Annotated in this window: 19 protein-coding genes, 2 rRNA genes and 1 riboswitch; of the genes, 18 read left to right on the top strand and 3 right to left on the bottom strand. The window is 70.7% G+C overall.

The window, feature by feature from the left end:
• The first annotated feature begins 148 nt into the window (after nt 1-148).
• From HUT16_RS06440 to HUT16_RS06380, 13 genes are all read left to right on the top strand, one after another.
• Nucleotides 149-3,254 (top strand): 23S ribosomal RNA (locus HUT16_RS06440).
• Between the two features lie 88 nt (nt 3,255-3,342).
• Nucleotides 3,343-3,459, top strand: a 5S ribosomal RNA gene (gene rrf / locus HUT16_RS06435).
• Between the two features lie 99 nt (nt 3,460-3,558).
• Nucleotides 3,559-4,170, top strand: coding sequence for a CDP-alcohol phosphatidyltransferase family protein (locus HUT16_RS06430; protein ID WP_176186296.1), 612 nt, complete (start codon nt 3,559-3,561; stop codon nt 4,168-4,170).
• 125 nt (nt 4,171-4,295) lie between these two features.
• The gene (locus HUT16_RS06425) at nt 4,296-6,791 is read left to right on the top strand and encodes a mannose-1-phosphate guanyltransferase (protein WP_176186294.1); all 2,496 of its coding nucleotides are present in this window, start codon (nt 4,296-4,298) and stop codon (nt 6,789-6,791) included.
• A gap of 134 nt (nt 6,792-6,925) precedes the next feature.
• Complete coding sequence (locus HUT16_RS39115; protein WP_176186292.1) at nt 6,926-8,008, top strand: DUF881 domain-containing protein; 1,083 nt, start codon at nt 6,926-6,928, stop codon at nt 8,006-8,008.
• On the top strand, nt 8,005-8,337 hold the full coding sequence (locus tag HUT16_RS06415) for a small basic family protein (protein WP_030463668.1): 333 nt from the start codon (nt 8,005-8,007) through the stop codon (nt 8,335-8,337). Before HUT16_RS39115 ends, HUT16_RS06415 begins: the two co-directional genes overlap by 4 nt.
• Nucleotides 8,338-8,346: 9 nt before the next feature.
• The gene (locus HUT16_RS06410; RefSeq protein ID WP_254897664.1) at nt 8,347-9,270 is read left to right on the top strand and encodes a DUF881 domain-containing protein; all 924 of its coding nucleotides are present in this window, start codon (nt 8,347-8,349) and stop codon (nt 9,268-9,270) included.
• A 181-nt stretch (nt 9,271-9,451) separates the two neighbouring features.
• Complete coding sequence (locus tag HUT16_RS06405; protein ID WP_176186291.1) at nt 9,452-10,318, top strand: FHA domain-containing protein; 867 nt, start codon at nt 9,452-9,454, stop codon at nt 10,316-10,318.
• Between the two features lie 65 nt (nt 10,319-10,383).
• The gene (locus HUT16_RS06400; RefSeq protein ID WP_176186289.1) at nt 10,384-11,127 is read left to right on the top strand and encodes a MerR family transcriptional regulator; all 744 of its coding nucleotides are present in this window, start codon (nt 10,384-10,386) and stop codon (nt 11,125-11,127) included.
• A gap of 96 nt (nt 11,128-11,223) precedes the next feature.
• Nucleotides 11,224-11,697 carry a bifunctional nuclease family protein gene (locus HUT16_RS06395; RefSeq protein ID WP_176186287.1) on the top strand — a complete coding sequence of 158 codons (474 nt, stop codon included), beginning with the start codon at nt 11,224-11,226 and terminating at the stop codon, nt 11,695-11,697.
• 316 nt (nt 11,698-12,013) lie between these two features.
• Nucleotides 12,014-12,691, top strand: coding sequence for a MerR family transcriptional regulator (locus HUT16_RS06390; protein ID WP_176186285.1), 678 nt, complete (start codon nt 12,014-12,016; stop codon nt 12,689-12,691).
• 62 nt (nt 12,692-12,753) lie between these two features.
• Nucleotides 12,754-13,488 carry a vancomycin high temperature exclusion protein gene (locus HUT16_RS06385; RefSeq protein WP_176186283.1) on the top strand — a complete coding sequence of 245 codons (735 nt, stop codon included), beginning with the start codon at nt 12,754-12,756 and terminating at the stop codon, nt 13,486-13,488.
• Between the two features lie 35 nt (nt 13,489-13,523).
• A complete protein-coding gene (locus HUT16_RS06380) occupies nt 13,524-14,897 on the top strand; it encodes a DNA polymerase IV (RefSeq protein WP_176186281.1) in 1,374 nt (457 codons plus the stop codon).
• A gap of 147 nt (nt 14,898-15,044) precedes the next feature.
• Here the strand turns inward: HUT16_RS06380 and HUT16_RS06375 are convergent, their stop codons facing one another.
• Both HUT16_RS06375 and HUT16_RS06370 read right to left on the bottom strand, forming a co-directional pair.
• The gene (locus HUT16_RS06375; protein WP_176186279.1) at nt 15,045-16,514 is read right to left on the bottom strand and encodes an MFS transporter; all 1,470 of its coding nucleotides are present in this window, start codon (nt 16,512-16,514) and stop codon (nt 15,045-15,047) included.
• Nucleotides 16,515-16,678: 164 nt separating this feature from the next.
• Nucleotides 16,679-17,857: a PRC and DUF2382 domain-containing protein gene (locus HUT16_RS06370; RefSeq protein WP_176186277.1), complete on the bottom strand. Its 1,179-nt coding sequence runs from the start codon at nt 17,855-17,857 to the stop codon at nt 16,679-16,681.
• 187 nt (nt 17,858-18,044) lie between these two features.
• A riboswitch (glycine riboswitch) is annotated at nt 18,045-18,149 on the top strand.
• Nucleotides 18,150-18,369: 220 nt separating this feature from the next.
• Here HUT16_RS06370 and gcvP point away from each other — a divergent pair.
• Nucleotides 18,370-21,240, top strand: a complete 2,871-nt coding sequence (gene gcvP, locus HUT16_RS06365) for an aminomethyl-transferring glycine dehydrogenase (protein WP_176186275.1) — start codon at nt 18,370-18,372, stop codon at nt 21,238-21,240.
• A gap of 67 nt (nt 21,241-21,307) precedes the next feature.
• On the opposite strand, the gene HUT16_RS06360 is transcribed toward gcvP, so the two are convergent.
• Entirely contained in the window at nt 21,308-21,688 is a 381-nt protein-coding gene (locus HUT16_RS06360; RefSeq protein WP_176186273.1) for a DUF1844 domain-containing protein, read from the bottom strand.
• A gap of 457 nt (nt 21,689-22,145) precedes the next feature.
• On the opposite strand from HUT16_RS06360, the gene infC reads away from it, so the two are divergent.
• The 4 genes from infC to HUT16_RS06340 all read left to right on the top strand — a co-directional run bounded on the left by infC (nt 22,146) and on the right by HUT16_RS06340 (nt 24,661).
• A complete protein-coding gene (infC, locus tag HUT16_RS06355; protein ID WP_176192519.1) occupies nt 22,146-22,868 on the top strand; it encodes a translation initiation factor IF-3 in 723 nt (240 codons plus the stop codon).
• A 134-nt stretch (nt 22,869-23,002) separates the two neighbouring features.
• On the top strand, nt 23,003-23,197 hold the full coding sequence (gene rpmI, locus HUT16_RS06350; protein ID WP_030268653.1) for a 50S ribosomal protein L35: 195 nt from the start codon (nt 23,003-23,005) through the stop codon (nt 23,195-23,197).
• A 104-nt stretch (nt 23,198-23,301) separates the two neighbouring features.
• Entirely contained in the window at nt 23,302-23,688 is a 387-nt protein-coding gene (gene rplT / locus HUT16_RS06345; protein WP_030921387.1) for a 50S ribosomal protein L20, read from the top strand.
• A gap of 103 nt (nt 23,689-23,791) precedes the next feature.
• Complete coding sequence (locus HUT16_RS06340) at nt 23,792-24,661, top strand: RNA methyltransferase (protein ID WP_176186271.1); 870 nt, start codon at nt 23,792-23,794, stop codon at nt 24,659-24,661.
• The last annotated feature ends 33 nt before the right edge of the window (nt 24,662-24,694 follow it).

Here is a 24,694-nt window from a genome sequence, read left to right as displayed (position 1 = left end):
CTGTGTCGGGCACGTTGTTGGGTCCTGAGGGAACGGCTTGCCGTTGTCTCTGGGATGCCGGCCTCATGCCGGGCGCCTCCTTGATGGGGTGTCGGGTTTGGGTGTCTGGTCGTTGTTTGAGAACTGCACAGTGGACGCGAGCATCTGTGGCCAAGTTTTTAAGGGCGCACGGTGGATGCCTTGGCACCAGGAACCGATGAAGGACGTGGGAGGCCGCGATAGGCCCCGGGGAGCTGTCAACCGAGCTTTGATCCGGGGGTGTCCGAATGGGGAAACCCGGCAGTCGTCATGGGCTGTCACCCATACCTGAACACATAGGGTATGTGGAGGGAACGCGGGGAAGTGAAACATCTCAGTACCCGCAGGAAGAGAAAACAACCGTGATTCCGGGAGTAGTGGCGAGCGAAACCGGATGAGGCCAAACCTTGAGCGTGTGAGACCCGGCAGGGGTTGCGCTCGAGGGGTTGTGGGAAAGTTCTTCAGTCGTCTGCCGGCGGCTGGGCGAGTCAGAAACCGTATGGGTAGTCGAAGGACATGCGAAAGGTCCGGCGTAGAGGGTAAGACCCCCGTAGACGAAATCTGTACGGCTCGCTTGAGCTTCTCCCAAGTAGCACGGGGCCCGAGAAATCCCGTGTGAATCTGGCGGGACCACCCGCTAAGCCTAAATATTCCCTGGTGACCGATAGCGGATAGTACCGTGAGGGAATGGTGAAAAGTACCGCGGGAGCGGAGTGAAATAGTACCTGAAACCGTGTGCCTACAAGCCGTGGGGGCAGCCTTCGGGCTGTGACTGCGTGCCTTTTGAAGAATGAGCCTGCGAGTTTGCGGTGTGTAGCGAGGTTAACCCGTGTGGGGTAGCCGTAGCGAAAGCGAGTCCGAATAGGGCGTTCGAGTTGCATGCCCAAGACCCGAAGCGGAGTGATCTAGCCATGGGCAGGTTGAAGCGGAGGTAAGACTTCGTGGAGGACCGAACCCACCAGGGTTGAAAACCTGGGGGATGACCTGTGGTTAGGGGTGAAAGGCCAATCAAACTCCGTGATAGCTGGTTCTCCCCGAAATGCATTTAGGTGCAGCGTCGTGTGTTTCTTGCCGGAGGTAGAGCACTGGATAGGCGATGGGCCTCACCGGGTTACTGACCTTAGCCAAACTCCGAATGCCGGTAAGTGAGAGCGCGGCAGTGAGACTGTGGGGGATAAGCTCCATGGTCGAGAGGGAAACAGCCCAGAACACCGACTAAGGTCCCTAAGCGTGTGCTAAGTGGGAAAGGATGTGGAGTCGCAGAGACAACCAGGAGGTTGGCTTAGAAGCAGCCACCCTTGAAAGAGTGCGTAATAGCTCACTGGTCAAGTGATTCCGCGCCGACAATGTAGCGGGGCTCAAGCACACCACCGAAGTCGTGTCATTGCAGCAATACTCCCAACGGAGGCTGTGATGGGTAGGGGAGCGTCGTGTGCCGGGTGAAGCAGCCGAGGAATCGAGTTGTGGACGGTTCACGAGTGAGAATGCAGGCATGAGTAGCGATACAAGAGTGGGAAACTCTTGCGCCGATTGACCAAGGGTTCCTGGGTCAAGCTGATCTGCCCAGGGTAAGTCGGGACCTAAGGCGAGGCCGACAGGCGTAGTCGATGGACAACGGGTTGATATTCCCGTACCCGCTTTGAAGCGCCAACGTCGAACCAGGTGATGCTAAGGCCGTGAAGCCGGCCCGGAGTCTTCGGACGATGGGACGTGGTGGAGCCGCCGGTCCGAGCCTGTAGTAGGTGAGCGATGGGGTGACGCAGGAAGGTAGTCCAGCCCGGGCGGTGGTAGTCCCGGGGTAAGGGTGTAGGACGTTGCGTAGGCAAATCCGCGCAGCACATAGTCTGAGACCTGATGCCGAGCCGATTGTGGTGAAGTGGATGATCCTATGCTGTCGAGAAAAGCCTCTAGCGAGTTTCATGGCGGCCCGTACCCCAAACCGACTCAGGTGGTCAGGTAGAGAATACCGAGGCGTTCGGGTGAACTGTGGTTAAGGAACTCGGCAAAATGCCCCCGTAACTTCGGGAGAAGGGGGGCCATTGCTGGTGACGGGATTTTCTCCCCGAGCTGGTGGTGGCCGCAGAGACCAGCGAGAAGCGACTGTTTACTAAAAACACAGGTCCGTGCGAAGCCGTAAGGCGATGTATACGGACTGACGCCTGCCCGGTGCTGGAACGTTAAGGGGACCGGTTAGTCCGACTTCGGTCGGGCGAAGCTGAGAACTTAAGCGCCAGTAAACGGCGGTGGTAACTATAACCATCCTAAGGTAGCGAAATTCCTTGTCGGGTAAGTTCCGACCTGCACGAATGGCGTAACGACTTCTCGACTGTCTCAACCACAGGCCCGGTGAAATTGCATTACGAGTAAAGATGCTCGTTTCGCGCAGCAGGACGGAAAGACCCCGGGACCTTTACTATAGCTTGATATTGGTGTTCGGTTCGGCTTGTGTAGGATAGGTGGGAGACTGTGAGACCCGGACGCCAGTTCGGGTGGAGTCGACGTTGAAATACCACTCTGGTCGTGCTGGATGTCTAACCTGGGTCCGTGATCCGGATCAGGGACAGTGTCTGGTGGGTAGTTTAACTGGGGCGGTTGCCTCCTAAAGGGTAACGGAGGCGCCCAAAGGTTCCCTCAGCCTGGTTGGCAATCAGGTGTTGAGTGTAAGTGCACAAGGGAGCTTGACTGTGAGACTGACGGGTCGAGCAGGTACGAAAGTAGGGACTAGTGATCCGGCGGTGGCTTGTGGAAGCGCCGTCGCTCAACGGATAAAAGGTACCCCGGGGATAACAGGCTGATCTTCCCCAAGAGTCCATATCGACGGGATGGTTTGGCACCTCGATGTCGGCTCGTCGCATCCTGGGGCTGGAGTAGGTCCCAAGGGTTGGGCTGTTCGCCCATTAAAGCGGTACGCGAGCTGGGTTTAGAACGTCGTGAGACAGTTCGGTCCCTATCCGCTGTGCGCGTAGGAGTGTTGAGAAGGGCTGTCCCTAGTACGAGAGGACCGGGACGGACGAACCTCTGGTGTGCCAGTTGTCCTGCCAAGGGCATGGCTGGTTGGCTACGTTCGGGAGGGATAACCGCTGAAAGCATCTAAGCGGGAAGCCTGCTTCGAGATGAGCACTCCCACCTCCTTGAGAGGGTAAGGCTCCCAGTAGACGACTGGGTTGATAGGCCGGATATGGAAGCCCTGTGAGGGGTGGAGTTGACCGGTACTAATAGGCCGAGGGCTTGTCCTCAGTTGCTCGCGTCCACTGTGTTGTTCTGAAACAACGACCCCCACCCCCGCTCCGGCGGGCGGGTGGGCGGCGACACGTTTCACCGTGTTTCGGTGGTCATAGCGTGAGGGAAACGCCCGGTTACATTCCGAACCCGGAAGCTAAGCCTCACAGCGCCGATGGTACTGCAGGGGGGACCCTGTGGGAGAGTAGGACGCCGCCGAACAATCATTGGGAGAAAGCCCCCTGACGGGAAGTCAGGGGGCTTTCTTGTTGTAGGGTCGGTCCCGCACATGTCGGTGGTTAGTACAGGAGGCTCCGCACCGTGGAGGTCCAGGAGACGCGCGTTCAGACTGACCGGGTCCTCACGATCCCGAACCTGCTGAGCATGGCTCGGCTGGTGGGCGTGCCGATCTTCCTGTGGTTGGTGCTGTGGCCGGTCTTCGGGGGGCCGACGCACGACGGGTGGGCGATCGTCGTGCTGATGCTGAGCGGGGTCAGCGACTACCTGGACGGGAAGCTGGCCCGGCGGTGGGGGCAGATCAGCCGGCTGGGGCAGTTGCTGGACCCGGCGGCGGACCGGCTGTACATCGTGTCGACGCTGGTGGGGCTGACCTGGCGGGAGATCCTGCCGTGGTGGCTGACGGCGCTGCTGGTGGCGCGGGAGGCGTTCGTCGGGGTGGTGCTGCTGCGGCTCAACCGGGCGGGTTACGGGCCGTTGAACGTGAGTTTCCTGGGGAAGGCGGCGACGTTCAATCTGATGTACGCGTTTCCGCTCCTGCTGCTGGGGGTGGGCAAGGGGTGGGTGCACCAGGTTGCGGGAGTGGTGAGTTGGGCGTTCATCTGGTGGGGGACGACGCTGTACTGGTGGGCCGGTGCCCTGTATGCGGTGCAGGCCCGGCAGATCCTCCAGGCGGAGCGTTCGGCTGCCGTTTGAGACCAGCATGAGATGTTTTACACGCCCTCCACGGTGAGTCGGACGTTTTCTTCCGGGTAGGGATGCGTCGGACCGGTTTGATGGACCCGCAGGGGTTCACCACCGCGAAGGAGGACGCACCCGTAATGAAAGCCGTTGTGATGGCGGGCGGGGAGGGCACTCGACTCCGCCCCATGACTTCCAGCATGCCCAAGCCGCTGCTGCCGGTGGCCAATAGGCCGATCATGGAGCACGTGCTGAGGTTGCTGAGGCGGCACGGCCTCAATGACACCGTGGTGACCGTGCAGTTCCTGGCCTCCCTGGTCAAGAACTACTTCGGTGACGGTGAGGAACTCGGCATGCACCTCACCTATGCCAACGAGGAAACCCCACTGGGGACGGCCGGCAGCGTGAAGAACGCCGAGGACGCACTCCGGGACGATTCGTTTCTGGTGATCTCCGGCGACGCGCTGACGGACTTCGACCTTTCCGATCTGATTGCCTTTCACCGGGAGAAGGGCGCACTGGTGACGGTGTGCCTGACCCGGGTACCGAACCCACTGGAATTCGGTATCACCATCACGGACGACGAGGGGAAGGTCGAGCGCTTCCTGGAGAAGCCGACCTGGGGGCAGGTGTTCTCGGACACCGTGAACACCGGCATCTACGTGATGGAGCCGGAGGTCTTCGACTACGTGGCGGCCGGCGAGTCGGTCGACTGGTCGAGCGACGTGTTCCCGCAGTTGCTCAAGGAGGGCAAGCCGGTGTTCGGCTACGTCGCCGAGGGCTACTGGGAGGACGTGGGCACGCACGAGAGCTACCTGAAGGCCCAGGCGGACGTCCTGGAGGGCAAGGTCCAGGTCGAGCTGGACGGGTTCGAGATCTCGCCCGGCGTGTGGGTGGCCGAGGGTGCGGAGGTGGACCCGGAGGCAGTGCTGCGGGGCCCCCTGTACATCGGTGACTACGCCAAGGTCGAGGCCGGCGTGGAGCTGCGCGAGCACACCGTGCTGGGGTCGAACGTGGTCGTGAAGAGCGGGGCGTTCCTGCACAAGGCCGTGGTGCACGACAACGTGTACGTGGGGTCGCAGAGCAACCTGCGCGGCTGCGTGGTCGGGAAGAACACCGACGTGATGCGGGCCGCCCGGATCGACGAGGGGGCGGTGATCGGTGACGAGTGCCTGATCGGCGAGGAGTCGATCATCGCGGGCAACGTCCGGGTCTACCCGTTCAAGACGATCGAGGCCGGCGCGTTCGTCAACACCTCGGTGATCTGGGAGTCCCGCGGCCAGGAGCACCTGTTCGGGGTGCGCGGCGTGTCGGGCATCCTGAACGTGGAGATCACGCCGGAGCTGGCCGTGCGGCTGGCCGGGGCGTACGCGACCACGTTGAAGAAGGGCGCGACGGTCACCATCGCGCGTGACCACTCGCGTGGTGCGCGGGCGCTGAAGCGGGCGATGATCTCGGCGCTGCAGACCAGCGCGATCGACGTCCGGGACCTGGAGAACGTGCCGATGCCGGTGGCCCGGCAGGCCACGGCGCGGGGGAGCGCGGGCGGGATCTTCCTGCGGACCACGCCGGGCGTGCCGGACTCGCTGGACATCCTGTTCTTCGACGAGCGCGGGGCCGACCTGTCGCAGGCCGGGCAGCGGAAGCTGGACCGGGTGTACTCGCGGCAGGAGTTCCGGCGGGCGTTCCCGGGCGAGATCGGCGACCTGCTGCACCCGGCGAGCGTGTTCGACTCGTACGCGACGAACCTGTTGCGGGCGGTGGACACCTCGGGGGTGCGGGAGGCCGGGCTGAAGGTCGTGGTGGACGCGGCGCACGGCAGTGCCGGGCTGGTGCTGCCGAGCATCCTGGGGCGGCTCGGGGTGGAGGCGCTGACGGTGGCCGGCGGCCTGGACGAGTCCCGGCCGACCGAGGGCGCGGACGAGCGGAAGGCGGCGCTGGCCAGGCTGGGCGAGCTGGTGGCGTCCTCGCAGGCCGCGTTCGGCGTGCGGTTCGACCCGGTGGGCGAGCGGGTGTCCTTCGTGGACGAGCTCGGCCGGGTGATCCAGGACGACCGGGCGCTGCTGGTGCTGCTGGACCTGGTGGCGGCCGAGCGCCGTTCCGGGCAGGTGGCGCTGCCGGTGACGACCACGCGGATCGCCGAGCAGGTGGCGGCGTACCACGGCACCCAGGTGACCTGGACGACGACCTCGCCGGACGACCTGGCGAAGGCCGCGGCCGCGGACGGCACGGTCTTCGGCGGCGACGGGCGCGGCGGCTTCGTGGTGCCCGAGTTCTCCGGGGTGCTGGACGGGGCGGCGGCGTTCGTGCGGCTGGTCGGCCTGGTGGCGCGGACGCAGCTGACGCTGAGCCAGATCGACGCGCGGATCCCGCAGGCGCACATCCAGAAGCGGGACATCGCGACGCCATGGGCCGCCAAGGGCATGGTGATGCGCTCGGTGGTGGAGGCGGCCGGCAACCGGAAGCTGGACACCACGGACGGCGTGCGGGTGGTCGAGCCGGACGGCCGGTGGACGCTGGTCCTGCCGGACCCGGCGGAGGCCGTCACGCACCTGTGGGCCGAGGGCCCGGACGACGAGGCGACCGAGCGGCTGCTCGACGAGTGGGCCGCGGTCGTGGACAGCGCCGGGAGGTAGTGCGGGGGAAATGAGGTGGGGGCGGGCCCGCGGGCCCGCCCCCACCCGGGTTTGTCACGATCCTGTGCCGAAACCGTCCTACGGGGCCCGGAGCTGGTCGTGGGGCACCTCGCGATCGTGAAACGATATCCCGCATGCCAGCAACGCCGACGCCGAGCGACCCGGAGGGGCGCTTCCGCCGCCCGGACGCCTCGATGTCCCTGCTGACCACCGTGATGGAGCACTCGCTCGACGACGGGTACGCGGAAGCGGCCCGGGCGCGCGGGGCGGAGGGCAGCTCGCGGCTGCCGGGGACGGCCAAGGGGCGGCTGGTGCTGGCCCTGGGGCTGGCGCTGGCGACCGTCGTGCTGACGGTCGGGGCGGTGAACACGCACGCCGCGGCGCCCGTCCTGGCGAAGGAGCGGGACGCCCTGGTCACCCGGGTCAACGACGCCAACGCGGCGGTGGACGCCCTGCAGCGGAAGGTCGAGGAGGACCGCGACCGGGTCGAGCAGGCCCAGGAAGCGGCGCTCCAGGCCGGGGACGACGGCGGGGCGGCGCTGCTGGCGGCGCGGACCGGGACCGGCGAGATGACCGGCCCCGGCGTGAAGCTGGTGATCGACGACGCGTCGGGGAGCGGTTCGGGCGGCAACGTCAGCGACCCGCGCAACGGCGGCGCCCACGGCAAGAACGGCCGGGTCAAGGACCACGACCTCCAGTACGCGGTGAACGGCCTGTGGCTGGCCGGCGCCGAGGGGGTGTCGGTGAACGGGCAGCGGCTGACCGCGCTGTCGGCGATCCGGGCGGCCGGTGACGCGATCCTGGTCGACAACCGGCCGCTGGTGCCGCCGTACACGGTGCTGGCGATCGGGGACGGGCCCCGGCTGTCGCAGGCCTTCCAGGACAACGAGGGCGGCCACTACCTGAAGATCATCGAGGACAGCTACGGCATCCGCTCGACGCTGTCGACGCAGAAGTCGCTGACGCTGCCGGCCGCGGTGGGCGTGACGCTCCGGGTGGCCGGGCCGGAGGCGTCCCCGGAGGCGTCTCCCGAGCCGCCCGCCGAGTCGAGCCCGTCGCCCTCGCCCTCGTCGTCCGGACCGCCGTCCGGTTCCCCGTCCGGATCGCCGTCCGTTTCGCCGAGCGCGGCGCGCGGCGGGGCCCCGTCGAAGTCCGCGCGGGCGACCGCGAAGTCCACTTCCACCACCTCCACCGGAACAGGAGCTGCTACACCGTGATTGCCGTACTGGGTCTGGTGATCGGCGTGATCGTCGGCGTGTTCGTGCAGCCCGAGGTGCCGAACGCGGTGGTGCCGTACCTGCCGATCGCGGTGGTGGCGGCGCTGGACGCGGTGTTCGGCGGGGTGCGGGCCATGCTGGACGGGATCTTCGACGACAAGGTCTTCGTGGTGTCGTTCCTGTCGAACGTCGTGGTGGCGGCGCTGATCGTCTTCCTCGGCGACCAGCTGGGCGTGGGGTCGCAGCTGTCCACCGGCGTGGTCGTGGTGCTGGGCATCCGGATCTTCTCGAACGCGGCGGCGATCCGCCGGCACGTGTTCAGGGCGTAGGGAGCGGCTGTGAGCGAGGAGAAGGAGCCGCGGGAGCGGGAAGAGGAGCCGGCCGTGCAGCCCCCGACCGCGGGGGAGCCCGTGGTCGAGCCCGGGCCCGCTGCGGAGCCGGAGGCCGCGGCCGCGGCGTCGGCCGGGCCGGAGGGGGCGGACGGCGGGGCCGCGGGGGCCGTCGCGTCGCGGGTGCCGGTGCCGGTGCCGCTGCCGTCGGACGGGCGGACGCGGCTGAAGGCGGCGCTGTGGCCGCCGCGGGTGTCGCGGGGCCAGCTGGTGGTGGCGCTGCTGCTGTTCGCGCTGGGGCTGGCGCTGGCGATCCAGGTGCGCTCGACCAACGACCACAGCGAGCTGCGCGGGGCCCGGCAGGAGGACCTGGTCCGCATCCTCGACGAACTGGACGGCAAGCAGCAGCGTCTCCAGTCGGAGAAGACGCAGCTGGAGCAGTCCCTGGCCCAGTTGGAGAACTCCTCCAACCAGGCCAAGGAGGCCCAGGAGCAGACCCGGAAGAAGGCGGCCGAGCTCGGCGTGCTGGCCGGGACGGAGAAGGCGACCGGCCCGGGGATCGTGCTGACGATCGATGATCCCCAAGGGCAGGTGAAGGCGGATATGCTGCTGGACACCCTGCAGGAACTCCGAGCGGCGGGGGCGGAGGCGATTCAGATCAACGACGTGCGCGTGGTGGCCGGTACCTACTTCACCGACAACTCGTCGGGCGGCGGCGTGCGGATCGACGGGAAGGACGTCTTGCAGCCGTTCCGCTTCACCGTGGTCGGCAACCCGCAGGACCTGACTCCGGCGCTGAACATCCCCGGCGGTGTGGTGCGCAGCCTGGAGAACCACCAGGCCCGGGCGACCATCGTCCAGCAGCAGAAGGTCCTGGTGGACGCGCTGGCCGCGCCGAAGCCGCTGCAGTACGGCAAGCCGGCGGCGAAGTGACGGGGCGCGCTCCGTACGGTTCGTCAGCCGCGGACGACCCCCGGTGGTGGGTTTGCGCGGCGGGTCGGCGACACTGGGTCTTACCGTTCGTCAGTCTCCGGTCCGATGCCGGTCCCACCGCCACACCGAGCCTTGAACCCTGCCCCGCGGGCGGTTCTGTCACACGCAAGGGGATTCGCCCGTGAGTTTTTTCTCGAAGCTTTTCGGCCGTAACAAGAAGGCGGTCGAGGCGCCGACCGCGCGCTACCGGCAGGAGGACGCCGGGGTGCCGTCGATGCGTCCGGCGCCGGAGGGGCAGCGTCCGATGTACCGGGACGACGTGACCCAGGGCGCGGGCATCCCGACCGGGCAGTTCGACGCGGCGTACGGCGCGTCGGTTGATTCGTCGGGCGGGCCGCGCATAGGTTTCGCGTCAGGACCCTCAACCTCCGGTGGAGGGTTTGCCCCGGACCCCTATGCCGGGCACGTCCAGTCGGGTGTGCCGCGCCAGGAGGCTGTGAACATGGCTGGCACCAGCCCGTGCCCGCGGTGCGGGAACCAGAACCCGGCACAGGCCCGTTTCTGCTCGAACTGCGGCACCCAGCTGCGTGGCGGCGGTGGCTTCCCGGAGGGCGCGGTGGAGACCACCTCGACCATCTCGATCTCCGGCATCGAGTCGTACGACCCGACCGCGACCTCGACGGGCGCCACGCCGGCGCTGTCGGCCGAGGTGATGGCGGCGATCGACGCGCTGCCGCCGGGCTCGGCGCTGCTGATCGTGCAGCGCGGCCCGAACTCGGGCAGCCGGTTCCTGCTGGACTCGGACGTGACCACGGCGGGGCGGCACCCGCAGGGTGACATCTTCCTGGACGACGTGACGGTGTCGCGTCGGCACGTGGAGTTCCGTCGGCAGCACGACGGCGGCTTCTCGGTCGCGGACGTGGGCAGCCTGAACGGCACCTACGTGAACCGGGAGCGGATCGACGAGGTGCTGCTCGGCAACGGCGACGAGGTGCAGATCGGGAAGTACCGGCTGGTGTTCTTCGCCAGCCACCACCGGGGGTACTGACCACTTCTCCGTTTGGAGCCCGAGTGACCCCACAGATTCCTACCCCGTCCCTCGGGTCCTCGCCCGTGCCGGCCTCGCGCCGCACGGGCGAGGCGCGCCGGCGGGGTGACGAGCTGCTGTCGATCGGCGCGGTGCTGGCCTTCCTGCGGGACGACTTCCCGGAGGTGACGATCTCCAAGATCCGCTTCCTGGAGGCGGAGGGCCTGGTCGAGCCGCAGCGCACCCCGTCCGGCTACCGGAAGTTCTCGGCGGCGGACGTGGAGCGCCTGGCGTACGTGCTGCGGATGCAGCGCGACCACTACCTGCCGCTGCGGGTGATCCGCGAGCACCTGGACGCGATCGAGCGCGGCGAGCAGCCCCCGGCGCTGCCGGGGGCGGAGTCCCGTCCGGGGCCGCTGGAGGAGGCGGACCGGGAGCTGGCGGCCGCGGCCGCGGCGCCCGGCGGGGTGCGGCTGGGCCGGGCCGAGCTGATCGCGGCGGCCGAGGCGCAGGAGCGCGAGCTCGTCGAGTGGGAGTCGTACGGCCTGGTGCAGCCGGGGCCGGACGGCGGGTACGACGGCGAGGCGCTGCAGATCGCGCGGCTGGTGGCGGAGTTGGGCCGGTTCGGCCTGGAGCCGCGGCACCTGCGGGCGATGAAGGCGGCGGCCGAGCGCGAGGTGGCTCTGGTGGAGCAGGTGGTGGCGCCGCTGCGGCGGCACCGCAACCCGCAGACCCGGGCGCACGCCGAGGCGACGGCACGGGAACTGGCCACCTTGTCGGTGCGGCTGCACGCGGCGATGGTGCAGGCGGGGCTGCGGGCCCGGTCCTGAACGGCCGGTGGCGGGCGGGCCGGCGGCGGTCCTGATCACGGCGGCCGCTGCCTGCTGCGCTTTCCTATCGGGGGCGCGCGCCATAGGGTTGCTGGTGTGAATGAGCTCGACGTCGTGGGTGTCCGGGTGGAGATGCCCTCAAACCAGCCGATCGTGCTGCTGCGGGAGGTCGGCGGTGACCGCTACCTGCCGATCTGGATCGGGCCGGGTGAGGCCACCGCGATCGCCTTCGCCCAGCAGGGCATGACCCCGGTGCGCCCGCTGACGCACGACCTGTTCAAGGACGTGCTCGGGGCGCTGGGGCAGCAGCTGACCGAGGTGCGCATCAACGACCTGCGGGACGGGGTGTTCTACGCGGACCTGGTGTTCGCCGGTGGTGTCGAGGTGAGCGCGCGCCCCTCGGACGCGATAGCGCTGGCGCTGCGCACCGGCACGCCCATCTACGGGAGCGAGGAGGTGCTGGCGGAGGCCGGCATCTCGATCCCGGACGAGCAGGAGGACGAGGTCGAGAAGTTCCGGGAGTTCCTGGACCAGGTCTCGCCGGAGGACTTCGGGGGCGGCCAGCAGTAGTCGCGGCGCGGTGCCGGGGCCGTCGGGGCCGGTGGCCCGCGGTGGCCGGACGGCCGGTCCGCCCGCTAGCCCGGTCGGCGGCGGGTCGCAACTCCGTTAAGCCGGGAATACCTCCGGCTACCCACACATGGGGCACGAATAACCACTCGATGGGGTGAAGTTTGTGGAAGCCCCCGGCGTGGCGATCGTTGACGGTGCTTTGGCGACTGCCTACCGTCAGGTGATGGCCCGCCGGACGGGCCACCCGCAGCCCGGGTCCCGGCGGGGCCCCTGCGGGGACCCGGGGGGCCTCGGGCGCAACGGACGGAGGTTGGCGATGAGCGGCACCGGCGACGAGACGCGTTCCGGAGCGCTGTGCGCGGTGCACGTGCCGCGGGCCGGCCGTGCGCTGATCGGGCGGCCCTGGCGGCCCGAACCCGAGGCCGAGGAACTGCCCCGGCTCGGCCGCTTCCCGGCCGTCCAGCCCGGGCAGCCCGCGATCGAGCGGCTCGCCCCGACGTCCGCGCTGGTCGGCTACCGCGGCCCGACGGCCTGCGCCGCCGCCGGCATCACCTACCGGCAGCTGGACTACTGGGCGCGCACCGGCCTGCTGGAGCCCTCGGTGCGCTCCGCGTACCCGGCCGGCGCGCAGCGGCTGTACAGCTTCCGGGACATCCTCCTGCTGAAGATCGTCAAGCGGCTGCTGGACGCCGGCGTGTCGCTGCAGAACATCCGGGTGGCCGTCACCCACCTGCAGTCCGCCGACCAGGAGGGCCTGACCGGGCTGACCCTGATGTGCGACGGCGCGACGGTCTACGAGTGCACCTCGCCGCAGCAGGTGGTCGACCTGCTCAACGGCGGCCAGGGCGTGTTCGGCATCGCGGTCGGCGCGGTCTGGCAGGAGCTGGAGACCGCGCTGGGCCGGCTGCACGGCGAGCGCACCGACACCGGCGAGACGCTGGTCGGCCACGACCCGGGCGACGAACTGGCGCAGCGCCGCAACCGCGCGGTCTGACCGCGGGGGCCCCGCGGGCCGCGCGGGGAACCGGCGGGCCCGTTCCGTTCGTCCTGGTCGGTGTGTCGACGATCTTGAGGTGCGCGGGACTGCGGGCGCGGTCGGTGTGGCGCGCGGTGCGGCCGGTGGACCGGCGGCGGCAGCGGCGCTGGTTCCAGGCGGTGGTGCTGTGCTCCGCGCTGGGGCTGGCGCCGATCACCTGGCTGTACCTGGCCGAGTCGGCGGAGGTCGGCACGGTGGCCAGCGCGCCCGAGGCCCCGGTCGCCGTGGTGTTCGGCGCCGGGCTGGTGGACGGCGAGCCCTCCCCGTACCTGGCGCACCGGCTGGACGCGGCGCTGGAGCTGTACCGGGCGCACAAGGTGCGGGTGATCCTGGTGACCGGCGACAACGGCACCGTCCAGTACGACGAGACCGACGCGATGCGCGCGTACCTGATCGCGCGCGGGGTGCCCTCGGTGCGGGTGGTGGGCGACTACGCGGGCTTCGACACCTGGGACTCGTGCAGCCGGGCGCACCGGCTCTTCGGCGTCGACCGGGCGGTGCTGGTCAGCCAGACCTTCCACGTCCGGCGGGCGCTGGCGCTGTGCGAGGCGGCCGGGATCGACGCGTACGCGGTCGGGGTGGACGAGCTGCACGACACCACCTGGAAGTACGGCGGGGTGCGGGAGATCGGCGGCGCGGTGAAGGCCGCGGCGAACGTGCTGCTGCGGCCGGACCCGACGCTGCTGGGGCCGCGCGAGGACGGGGTGGCGCGGGGGCTCGCGGACGCGGCGGCGCAGGAGGGCGCCGGGGGCTGAGCCGGATTGTCGGTGCCGCGCGGGATGATCGAGCCGTGCGGACCGTGCCGAGCATCATCCACCTCGACATGGACGCCTTCTTCGCCGCGGTGGAGCAGGCGTCCAAGCCGAGCCTGCGCGGCAAGCCCGTCATCGTCGGCGGCCTCGGCGGGCGCGGCGTGGTCTCCACCGCCTCCTACGAGGCCCGGAAGTTCGGCGTCCACTCGGCGATGCCGATGGCGCAGGCCCGCCGGCTGTGCCCGAACGCGGCGTTCCTGACCGGCCGCTTCGACGCGTACCGGGCCAACAGCGAGATCGTCATGGCCCTGCTGCGGGAGCGCTCCCCGCTGGTCGAGCCGCTCAGCCTGGACGAGGCGTTCGTCGACCTGGCGGCCGGGCCGTACGGGCCCGCGCTGGCCGCGGCGGCCACGCCCGCGGCGGGGGCGCAGCTGGTGCTGGCGCTGGCCGAGGACCTGCGGGCCGACATCGTGCAGCACACCGGGCTGACCGCGTCCGTCGGCGCGGCCGGCTCCAAGCTGATGGCCAAGATCGCCTCCGAGCGGGCCAAGCCGGACGGGCTGGTGCTGATCGAGCCCGGCTCCGAGCGGTCGGTGCTCGCCCCGATGCCGGTGCGCGCGCTGCCCGGGATCGGCCCCGCCACCGAACAGGCGCTGCGCCGGGCCGGGTTGACCACGGTGGCGGACCTGGCGGAGGCCGGGTTCGAGGAGCTGGTCGGGCTGCTCGGCAAGGCGCACGGCGCGGGCGTGTTCCAGATGGCGATCGGCTGGGACGAGCGGCCGGTGGTGCCGGACCGGGACGCCAAGTCGGTGTCGGTGGAGGACACCTTCGAGGTCGACCTCGCCGACCGGGACCGCATCCTGCGCGAGATCGAGCAGCTCGCCGCGCGGTGCGTGCGCCGGCTGCGGGCGGCCGGGCGCTCCGGGCGGACGGTGGTGCTGAAGGTCCGCCGCTTCGACTTCTCGACGCTGACCCGCTCCGAGACGCTGCGCGGCCCGACGGACGACGAGGAGGTGGTCGCGGCGACGGCCCGGCGGCTGGCGATGCAGGTCGACGTCACGGGCGGGGTGCGGCTGCTGGGCGTGGGCGTGGCCCAGCTCGCGGACTACACCCAGGAGGACCTGTTCGCCCAACTGGAGCGGGAGGAGCGCGAGTCGGGGACGGCGGCGGTGGCCGAGGAGCTGGTGGCGGAGGAGGTGGAGAGCGACCCGGCGGTCCGCCGGTGGTGGCCCGGGCAGGACGTGACGCACCGTGAGTTCGGGCCCGGCTGGGTGCAGGGCAGCGGGGTCGGCCGGGTCACGGTGCGCTTCGAGACGCCGTACTCGGCGGTCGGGCGGGTGCGGACGTTCGCGGTGGGGGACGGGGAGCTGGAGCCCTCGGGGGCGCTGCCGCTCAGGCCCCCGGCCGGGTGAGCGCGGGGGAGCCGGGCGGGCCGGGTGTACGTGGGAGCGCGGGGGAGCCGGGGAGCGCGGGGGAGGAACGGGAGCACCCCCCGCCGATGCCCTTGGCGGGGGGTGCTGCCGCTGCTCGCGTGTGTCCAGGACGCGAGGGTGACGCCGTCAGGCGTCGGTCTTGGTGAGCGCCGGGGCGGTCTGCTCGGCGGGGGTGGCGGCGGACTTGGCGGTGCGGATGGCGAACGGGACGGCCGCGGCGACCAGGCACATCGCACCGGCCACCCAGAAGGCGTTCTGGTAGGCGTTCTCGGTGGGGAGCTGCACGGGCACCGGCAGCTTGAGGGTGTCGCCGGTCAGGATCGCGCTCATCACGGCGGTGCCGACCGCGCCGCCGACGGTGCGCAGCACGGCGTTCATGCCGTTGGCGATGCCGGACTGCTCGGCCGGGACGGCGCCGTTGATGTAGGCGGGCATCGCGGCGTAGGCGAGGCCGACGCCGAGGCCGAAGACCGCGGAGGAGAAGTAGAGGTCGAACTCGGCGCCGTGGCGCAGCGCCAGGTAGGCCATCGAGACCGCGCCGAGGAAGCCGCCGAGGACCAGCGGGAGGCGGGGGCCGCGGCGGGCGATCAGCAGGGCGCCGAGCGGGGCGGCGACCATCGAGCCGATCGCGGAGGGCAGCAGCATGATGCCGGCGTGCAGGACGGTCGCGGTGAAGCCGTAGTGGGTGAGCTTCTCCGGGGTCTGCGCGAAGTTGCTGATCACCATGAACGAGCCGTACATGCCGAAGCCGATCAGCAGGCCGGAGAGGTTGGTGAAGGCGACGGCGGGGCGGGCCATCATCGACAGGTCGACCAGCGGGTGGGCGACCTTGGACTCGACCAGGAGCCAGAGCAGGGCGACCACGGCGGCGACGGCGAACAGGCCGAGGGTGCGGGTGGACGTCCAGCCCCAGTGGTTGCCCTGGCTGACGGCGATCAGCAGGGCGGAGAGCCAGCCGGCCAGGGTGAGCGCACCGAGTGGGTCGGCGCCGCCCTCCTTCTCGGTGACCGGGTCGGCGGGCACCCGCAGGACCACCAGCGCGACCGCGATCAGGCCGAAGACCAGGCCCATCCAGAAGATCGACTTGTAGCTCCAGTGCTCCAGCAGCAGGCCGGTGGCGACCAGGCCGAGGCCGGAGCCGACGCCCATCGAGGCGGAGATCGCGGCGACGCCGCCGGTGACCTTGTGCCGGGGCAGCTCGTCGCGGACGATGCTGATCGCCAGCGGCAGCACGCCGCCGCCCGCGCCCTGCAGCACCCGGGCCACCACCAGCCAGGTGAAGGAGTGGGTGGCCACCGCGAGGCCGGAGCCGAGCACCAGGCCGGCCAGCGAGACCAGCAGCATGGGCTTGCGTCCGCGCAGGTCGCCGAAGCGGCCCAGCAGCGGGGTGAGGACCGCCGCGGAGAGCAGGTTCGCGGTCATCAGCCAGGTGATGTTGGAGCCCGAGACGTTCAGCTCGCGGGCCAGGCCCGGCAGGATCGGGACGACCGCGGTCTGCACCACGCTGAACGCCAGCATGGCCAGGATCAGGGCGGGCAGGACCCGGGCACTGGTGGGCTGGGCGGCCGTGGGGGTGGGCTGTGGTGCCTCACGCACGGGGGACTCCTCCGTCATGTTGCTTCAGGCAGGCGATAGTGCAGGAACTGAAGCAACGATGTCGGGAGATGCTTCACTCTGTCAAATATCGATTGGTGAAGCTTTGGCAAAGCGCCGGCCCCGGACCGCCTGGGCGGACCGGGGCCGGACGGGCCGACGCGGCGTCAGGAGCGCAGCGGCTCCGGACGGGCGTGCTCCGGGCCGCCGTTCGCGCCCGACTGGGGCTTCGCCGCCGTCGGCGACTGCGGCTGCGCGTTCCACGGCTGGCGCTGCTGCCGCGCCTCGCCGTCCCCGCCGCCGCTGCCGGTGGTCGCGTCGTGCACCTCCACCTGCTCGCGGCGCAGCTCCTCGCGGACCACCTCCTCCTCGGTGTACCGCTCGACCACCAGGCGCACCCGCTCGATCGGCGCCAGGTACTTGCGCACCACCGGGCGCTCCTCGCGCAGGGTGACCTCCTCGACCGCCTCGGCGATCTCCTGCTCGCTCAGCGCCGCCCGCTCCGCGTCCGACACCGGGATGCGCTCCACCCGCACCCGCTCGCGGACCACCGGCACCCGGCGCTCCACCTGCTCGGTGGTCACGTACTTGCGCAGCCGGGTGGTGCCCACCTCGTGCCACTCGGTGCTGATGTCGATCCGCTCCTCGCGGCAGGTGATCTCCACCGGCGCGGTCGGGGCCGCCTGGCCCGGGGCCTGCCGGCCCTGGCTCTGCTGGTCCTGGCCCTGGCCCTGGCCCTGACTCTGTGCCTGCGTCTGGGCCTGGGGCTGCGCCTGGGCGTGCTGCTGGGGCGACGCGGGCCCGGACTTCGCCGCCGTGAAGGCGGCCGGGGCGGCGGCCGCGGCCTCGGCGGTGGGCGCGGGGGCGGGGGTCGGGGCGGGCGCGGGGTAGGGGGAGGAGGCGACGGTGCCGAAGTCGCGGTCCGCCGGGGGCTCCTGGCGTGGGTGCTCCTTCGCTCCCGCCTCGGCGGCCCCGGCCGTTCCGGCCGTTCCGGCCGCCGCCGTCTTCGCCGTCGGGCCCGAGCCGGTGTCGCCGCCGGTGTCCAGCCCGTAGTAGCGGTACAGCTGCAGCTCCTGGGCCGGCGAGAGGTGCTGGCCCACGCCGAAGTCCGGGGACTCCTTGATCAGCGACTTGTCGTACGGGACGCGCAGTTCGTCGCCCGAGAACTCGCTGGTGGTCAGCGGGACGAAGGCGTCCCGGCCGAAGATCCCGGTGCGGACGGCCGCCCACTCCGGTTCGCCGGTGGCGTCGTCCAGGTACACCTCGTCGACCGTGCCGATCTTGTCACCGTTCCGGTCGACCGCCTTGTGTCCGATCAGGTCGCGCGGATCGATATCGGTCTGCACGCTGTCCTCCAGTCCTGCTGCTCCTCAGGGACGTCCGGGCGGCGGCCGGAGGAGCGTGCCGGGCCGCCACTTCACACCAAACGGCACGTAACGGACGGCGGCACTCCGGACACCGCCGTCCGGGGCAGATCACAGGGCCGCACCGGTGATCCGAAGGGCCCGCGCTGGTAACCTCGGAGGCGACCGCCGAGCCCGCTCGGGAGAGTCCCGATCCCGCCGAACGGGGGATGCGGGACGCCGAAGGAGCAACCCCTCCCCGGAATCTCTCAGGCATCCGTACCGAGCGAGAACAGGTCACTCTGGAAAGCAGGGCAGGACCGTCGGCACCGGAGCCGGCCGGCCCCGCCCTCGCCGACGGTGCAAGCCGTCCGGGCCCGTGCGGTCCGGACGTGCGAAGCTCTCAGGTACCGATGACAGAGGGGGAGGCTGACGGGTTCGTACGCCCAGGCGCTCCCACGGCCGCCGACCGCGTGCGTACCACCGCCGGTCCGCGACCAGGAGGCCCGACCCCCATGAACGCCCAGCCGACGCTCAGCGACCTTGAGCAGGCCAGCCCCTTCGAGCACCGCCACATCGGCCCCGACAGCGACGCCCAGCAGAAGATGCTGGCCCAGGTCGGGTACGCCTCCCTGGACGAGCTGTCCGAGGCCGCCGTCCCCGACGCCATCCGCAGCCTCACCGCGCTCGGCCTGCCGGCCGGCCGCAGCGAGGCCCAGGTGCTCGCCGAGCTGCGCGAGCTGGCCGGCCGCAACCAGGTCCTCACCTCGATGATCGGCCTCGGCTACTACGGGACCTTCACCCCGCCGGTGATCCTGCGCAACGTGCTGGAGAACCCGGCCTGGTACACCGCCTACACCCCGTACCAGCCGGAGATCTCGCAGGGCCGGCTGGAGGCGCTGCTCAACTTCCAGACCGTGGTCGCCGACCTGACCGGCCTGGACACCTCCGGCTCCTCGCTGCTCGACGAGGGCACCGCCGCCGCCGAGGCGATGGCCCTGGCCCGGCGCGTCACCAAGAACAAGGCCGGCGTCTTCCTGGTCGACGCGGACACCCTGCCGCAGACCGTCGCCGTGATCGAGACCCGCGCCGAGCCGACCGGCGTCGAGGTCGTCACCGCCGACCTGTCCGCGGGCATCCCCGCCGAGGTCGCCGAGCGCGGCGTCTTCGGCGTGCTGCTCCAGTACCCGGGCGCCTCCGGGGCCGTCCGCGACATCAAGCCGGTCATCGACCGGGCCCACGAGCTCGGCGCGGTCGTCGCGGTCGCCGCCGACCTGCTCGCCCTCACCCTGCTGCGCTCGCCCGGCGAGCTCGGCGCCGACATCGCCTGCGGCACCTCGCAGCGCTTCGGCGTCCCGATGGGCTTCGGCGGCCCGCACGCCGGTTACCTGGCCGTGCGCGCCGAGTACGCCCGCAACCTGCCCGGCCGCCTGGTCGGCGTCTCCGTCGACGCCGACGGCAACCGCGCCTACCGGCTGGCCCTGCAGACCCGCGAGCAGCACATCCGCCGCGAGAAGGCCACCTCCAACATCTGCACCGCCCAGGTGCTGCTCGCCGTGATGGCCTCGATGTACGCCGTCTACCACGGCCCCGACGGCCTGGCCGACATCGCCCGCCGCACCCACCGCTACGCCGCCGCGCTCGCCGCCGGCCTGCGCGCGGGCGGCGTCGAGCTCGCCCACGAGGCCTTCTTCGACACCGTGACCGCCGTCGTCCCGGGCCGGGCCGACGCGGTCGTCGCCGCGGCGCTGGCCGGCGGCGTCAACGTGCACCGGGTCGACGGCGACCGGGTCTCGGTGTCCTGCGACGAGACCACCACCCGCGAGCACCTGGCGGCCGTGTTCGCCGCGTTCGGCGTCCCCGCGGAGATCGCCGAGGACGCGGACGCGCTGCCCGCCGGGCTGCTGCGCGAGGACGAGTACCTCACCCACCCGGTCTTCCACAGCCACCGCTCCGAGACCGCCATGCTGCGCTACCTGCGCCGGCTCTCCGACCGCGACTACGCGCTCGACCGCGGCATGATCCCGCTGGGCTCGTGCACCATGAAGCTCAACGCGACCACCGAGATGGAGCCGGTCACCTGGCCCGAGTTCGGGCAGCTGCACCCGTTCGCTCCGGTCGACCAGGCAGCGGGCTACCTGACCCTGATCCGCGGGCTGGAGCAGCAGCTGGTCGAGGTCACCGGCTACGACGCGGTGTCGATCCAGCCGAACGCGGGCTCGCAGGGCGAGCTGGCGGGCCTGCTCGCGGTGCGGGCGTACCACCGGGCGAACGGCGACACCCAGCGCGACGTCTGCCTGATCCCCTCCTCCGCGCACGGCACCAACGCGGCCTCGGCGGCGATGGCCGGCATGCGGGTCGTCGTGGTCAAGACGCTCACCGACGGCGACGTGGACGTCGAGGACCTCAAGGCCAAGATCGAGCAGCACCGCGAGCAGCTCTCCGTGCTGATGGTCACCTACCCCTCCACCCACGGCGTGTTCGAGACCGAGATCACCCGGATCTGCGCGCTCGTCCACGAGGCCGGCGGCCAGGTGTACGTCGACGGCGCCAACCTGAACGCGCTGGTCGGCCTGGCCAAGCCCGGCAAGTTCGGCGCGGACGTCTCGCACCTGAACCTGCACAAGACCTTCTGCATCCCGCACGGCGGCGGCGGCCCCGGCGTCGGCCCGGTCGCGGTGCGCGCGCACCTCGCGCCGTACCTGCCCAACCACCCGCTGCAGGCCGAGGCGGGCCCCGCGACCGGGGTCGGGCCGATCTCGGCCGCGCCCTGGGGCTCGGCGGCGATCCTGCCGATCTCCTGGTCGTACGTCCGCCTGATGGGCGGCGAGGGCCTCAAGCGCGCCACCCAGGTGGCCGTGCTCAACGCCAACTACATCGCCAAGCGGCTCGCCCCGCACTACCCCGTGCTCTACACCGGCCCCGGCGGGCTGGTCGCGCACGAGTGCATCATCGACCTGCGGCCGCTCAGCAAGGAGACCGGCGTCAGCGTCGACGACATCGCCAAGCGGCTCATCGACTACGGCTTCCACGCGCCGACCATGTCGTTCCCGGTCGCCGGGACGCTGATGATCGAGCCGACCGAGTCCGAGGACCTGCACGAGATCGACCGGTTCTGCGAGGCGATGATCGCCATCCGCGGCGAGATCGAGAAGGTCGGCGCGGGCGAGTGGGCGGCGGACGACAACCCGCTGCGCAACGCCCCGCACACCGCGTCGATGCTGGCCGGCGAGTGGGCGCACCCGTACACCCGCGAGGAGGCGGTCTTCCCGGCGGGCGTCAACCCGGCGGACAAGTACTGGCCGGCGGTGCGGCGGATCGACGGCGCGTACGGCGACCGGAACCTGGTGTGCTCGTGCCCGCCGCTGGAGGAGTACGACGCGTAGCGCACGACGGGAGCGGCCCGCCGGAAGGAGTCCTCCTTCCGGCGGGCCGCTCCCGTCGTGCGGGGGGTCAGGAGTACACGGGGCCGGTGAACTTCTCGCCGGGGCCGGAGCCGGGGGCGTCGGGGACGAGGGAGGCCTCGCGGAAGGCGAGCTGGAGGGAGCGCAGGCCGTCGCGGAGGGGGGCGGCGTGGAAGTTGGAGATCTCGGGGGCTCCGGCGGTGACCAGGCCGGCCAGGGCGGTGATGAGCTTGCGGGCCTCGTCGAGGTCCTTGTCGGCCTCGCCGCCCTCGGCCAGGCCGCACTTGACGGCGGCGGCGCTCATCAGGTGGACGGCGACGGTGGTGATCACCTCGACGGCGGGGACCTCGGCGATGTCGCGGGTCAGGTCGTCGAAGCCGAGGGCCTGCTCGGACTCGGACTCGTGCGCGTGGTCGGGCTGGCTGGTCAAGGTGTCACTCCGAGGGGTGCTGGTGCGAAAGCGCAGTACGGAGGGAGCGTACAAGGCGGGCGGCGGAGGGTCGGAATACCGGTCGGTGCCGGAACGCTGGTATGATTCGAGACTGACCGGCCAGGCGGCTGCCCAAGGCTGCCCGGCCAGCAAGTGGAGGCTCCACTCCAGGAGGCCCGAGAGGGCAACCGCGAAAGTCTCCCACCTGATCGGCCGAAGGGCCGACGGGTCCGGTCCGCCACGAGCGCCCGCGAGGGACTTGTTCGTCGGCAGTGGTGCCCGTCAGGGCGTCCCGGAACGTGTGGAGCCCCGCCTGTACCGTGCGGGGCTTTTTTCGTGCGCTCGGTGCCCTCGACGGGCAGCGGAGCATGAATGAAGCCCCGCCCAGTGGTCGAAACCACTACGTGCGACCGCCGCCCGACGGCCGCATCGGAAAAGGTGCAACCGAGGAGGCCCCATCAGCACCGAGCCCCGCATCAACGACCGGATTCGCGTCCCCGAGGTGCGACTCGTCGGTCCCAGCGGCGAGCAGGTCGGCATCGTCCCGCTCGCGAAGGCGCTGGAGCTTGCCCAGGAGTACGACCTGGATCTGGTCGAGGTCGCCGCCACGGCGCGCCCGCCGGTGTGCAAGCTCATGGACTACGGCAAGTTCAAGTACGAGTCGGCCATGAAGGCCCGTGAGGCGCGCAAGAACCAGGCGCACACGGTCATCAAGGAGATGAAGCTCCGGCCGAAGATCGACCCGCACGACTATGACACCAAGAAGGGTCACGTCGTCCGGTTCCTCAAGCAGGGTGACAAGGTCAAGATCACGATCATGTTCCGCGGTCGTGAGCAGTCCCGCCCCGAGCTGGGCTTCCGACTGCTGCAGCGGCTCGCGGACGACGTCCAGGACCTGGGCTTCGTGGAGTCCGCTCCGAAGCAGGACGGCCGAAACATGATCATGGTTCTCGGCCCGCACAAGAAGAAGACCGAGGCCATGGCCGAGGCCCGCGCCGCCGCCGACGCCCGCAAGGCGGAGCGGCTGGGCCGCGGACCGGCCGCCGACCAGGCGGACGACGCCGACGACGTCGACGGTGTCGAGGACGAGGTGGCCGAGGTCGAGGAGACCGAGGCCGACGACGTCGCCACCGAGGCGGCCGAGGTCGAGCAGCCCGCCGAGGCCGCCCAGGACGCCTGAGCCCCAGGGCTCGGGTGACCGGGAGGCCGAGGCACCCGGTTCCGGGGCGTCCCGCCCCGGAGACGAGATCCATCCAGTTCCGGCCCGCGCCGCACGGTGCGGGCCGGAACGGACCGACGAGGAGAAACGGCGACATGCCGAAGCAGAAGACGCACAGCGGCGCCAGCAAGCGCTTCAAGATCACTGGCTCCGGGAAGGTGCTGCGCGAGCGTGCCGGCCGTCGCCACCTGCTCGAGCACAAGCCCTCGACGCTGACCCGCAAGCTGGCCGGCAACGCCGAGATGGCCCCGGGCGACGCGAAGAAGATCAAGAAGCTTCTCGGCAAGTGATCGCCCGCCCGCGGCCGCGCCGCGGGCACCAGCTGATCCTTCCCGACCGAATCGAATAACGGACCGCCGGCACGACCCGAGGTCCGGAACCAAGGAGTAATGAAGTGGCACGCGTCAAGCGGGCAGTGAACGCCCACAAGAAGCGCCGGGTCATCCTCGAGCGGGCCTCCGGCTACCGCGGTCAGCGCTCGCGCCTGTACCGCAAGGCCAAGGAGCAGGTCACCCACTCGCTCGTCTACAACTTCAACGACCGCAAGAAGCGCAAGGGCGACTTCCGCCAGCTCTGGATCCAGCGCATCAACGCCGCTGCCCGTGCCAACGGCATCACCTACAACCGCTTCGTCCAGGGCCTCAAGGCCGCGGGCGTCGAGATCGACCGCAAGATGCTGGCCGACCTCGCGGTGAACGACTCCGTGGCGTTCCACGCCCTGGTCGAGGTCGCCCAGAAGGCGCTCCCGGCGGACGTCAACGCCCCCAAGGTCGCCGCCTGATCCAGGCCGTCGCCCTGAGAGCGTTCCCCGGACCCGCAGGCCGCCCGGCCTGCGGGTCCGTCGCGTACCGCGCCCCTGCCCTTCCGTGACGAAGATCGTGAGCATGAGCACCGAGACCCCCCTGCTGACCTCCCTGCGCTCCCCGCGCGTCGTCGCCGCCCGCCGCCTGGCCAAGCGCAACCAGCGCGGCAAGGAGCGGCGCTTCCTGGCCGAGGGCCCGCAGGCCGTGCGGGAGGCGGTGGCGTTCGGGCGGCTGCCGGACGGCGAGCACGCCGTGGTCGAGGTGTACGTGACGCCGGAGGCCGCCGGGCGGCACGCCGGGATCGTGGCCGCCGCGCGGGAGGCCGGGCTGCCGGTGCTGGGCGCCACCGAGGAGGTCGTCGCCGACATCTGCGACACCGTCACCCCGCAGGGCATCGTGGCGCTGTGCCGGTTCATCGACACCCCGTTCGACCAGGTGCTGGCGGCCCGGCCGAAGCTGGTCGCGGTGCTCGCGCACGTCCGCGACCCCGGGAACGCGGGCACCGTGCTGCGCACCGCCGACGCGGCCGGGGCGGACGCGGTGGTGCTGACCGACGCCTCGGTGGACCCGTACAACCCGAAGGCGGTGCGGGCGTCCGTCGGCAGCCTGTTCCACCTGCCGGTGGCGACCGGGGTGCCGGTCGAGGAGGCGGTGGCGCGGCTGCGGGAGGCCGGGGTGCGGGTGCTGGCCGCGGACGGGGCCGGGCAGCGCGACCTCGACCAGGAGCTGGACGAGGGCACCCTGCAGGGCCCGTGCGCCTGGGTGTTCGGCAACGAGGCCTGGGGCCTGCCGGAGGAGACCCGCGCACTGGCGGACGAGGTGGTGCGGGTGCCCATCCACGGGCACGCGGAGAGCCTGAACCTCGCGACGGCGGCCGCCGTGTGCCTGTACGCCTCCGCGCGCGCCCAGCGCTCCCACGGCGGGTGTCGCGCCGAGGCCCGCTCGCGCTAGGGTCGGTTCCTGGGCCTGCGAGGGGGCGGGCGG

Source organism: Kitasatospora sp. NA04385 (assembly GCF_013364235.1).
Taxonomy (GTDB): Bacteria; Actinomycetota; Actinomycetes; order Streptomycetales; family Streptomycetaceae; genus Kitasatospora.
The sequence above is the reverse complement of the archived record's forward strand: the minus strand, read 5'-3'. Positions and strand labels throughout refer to the sequence as shown.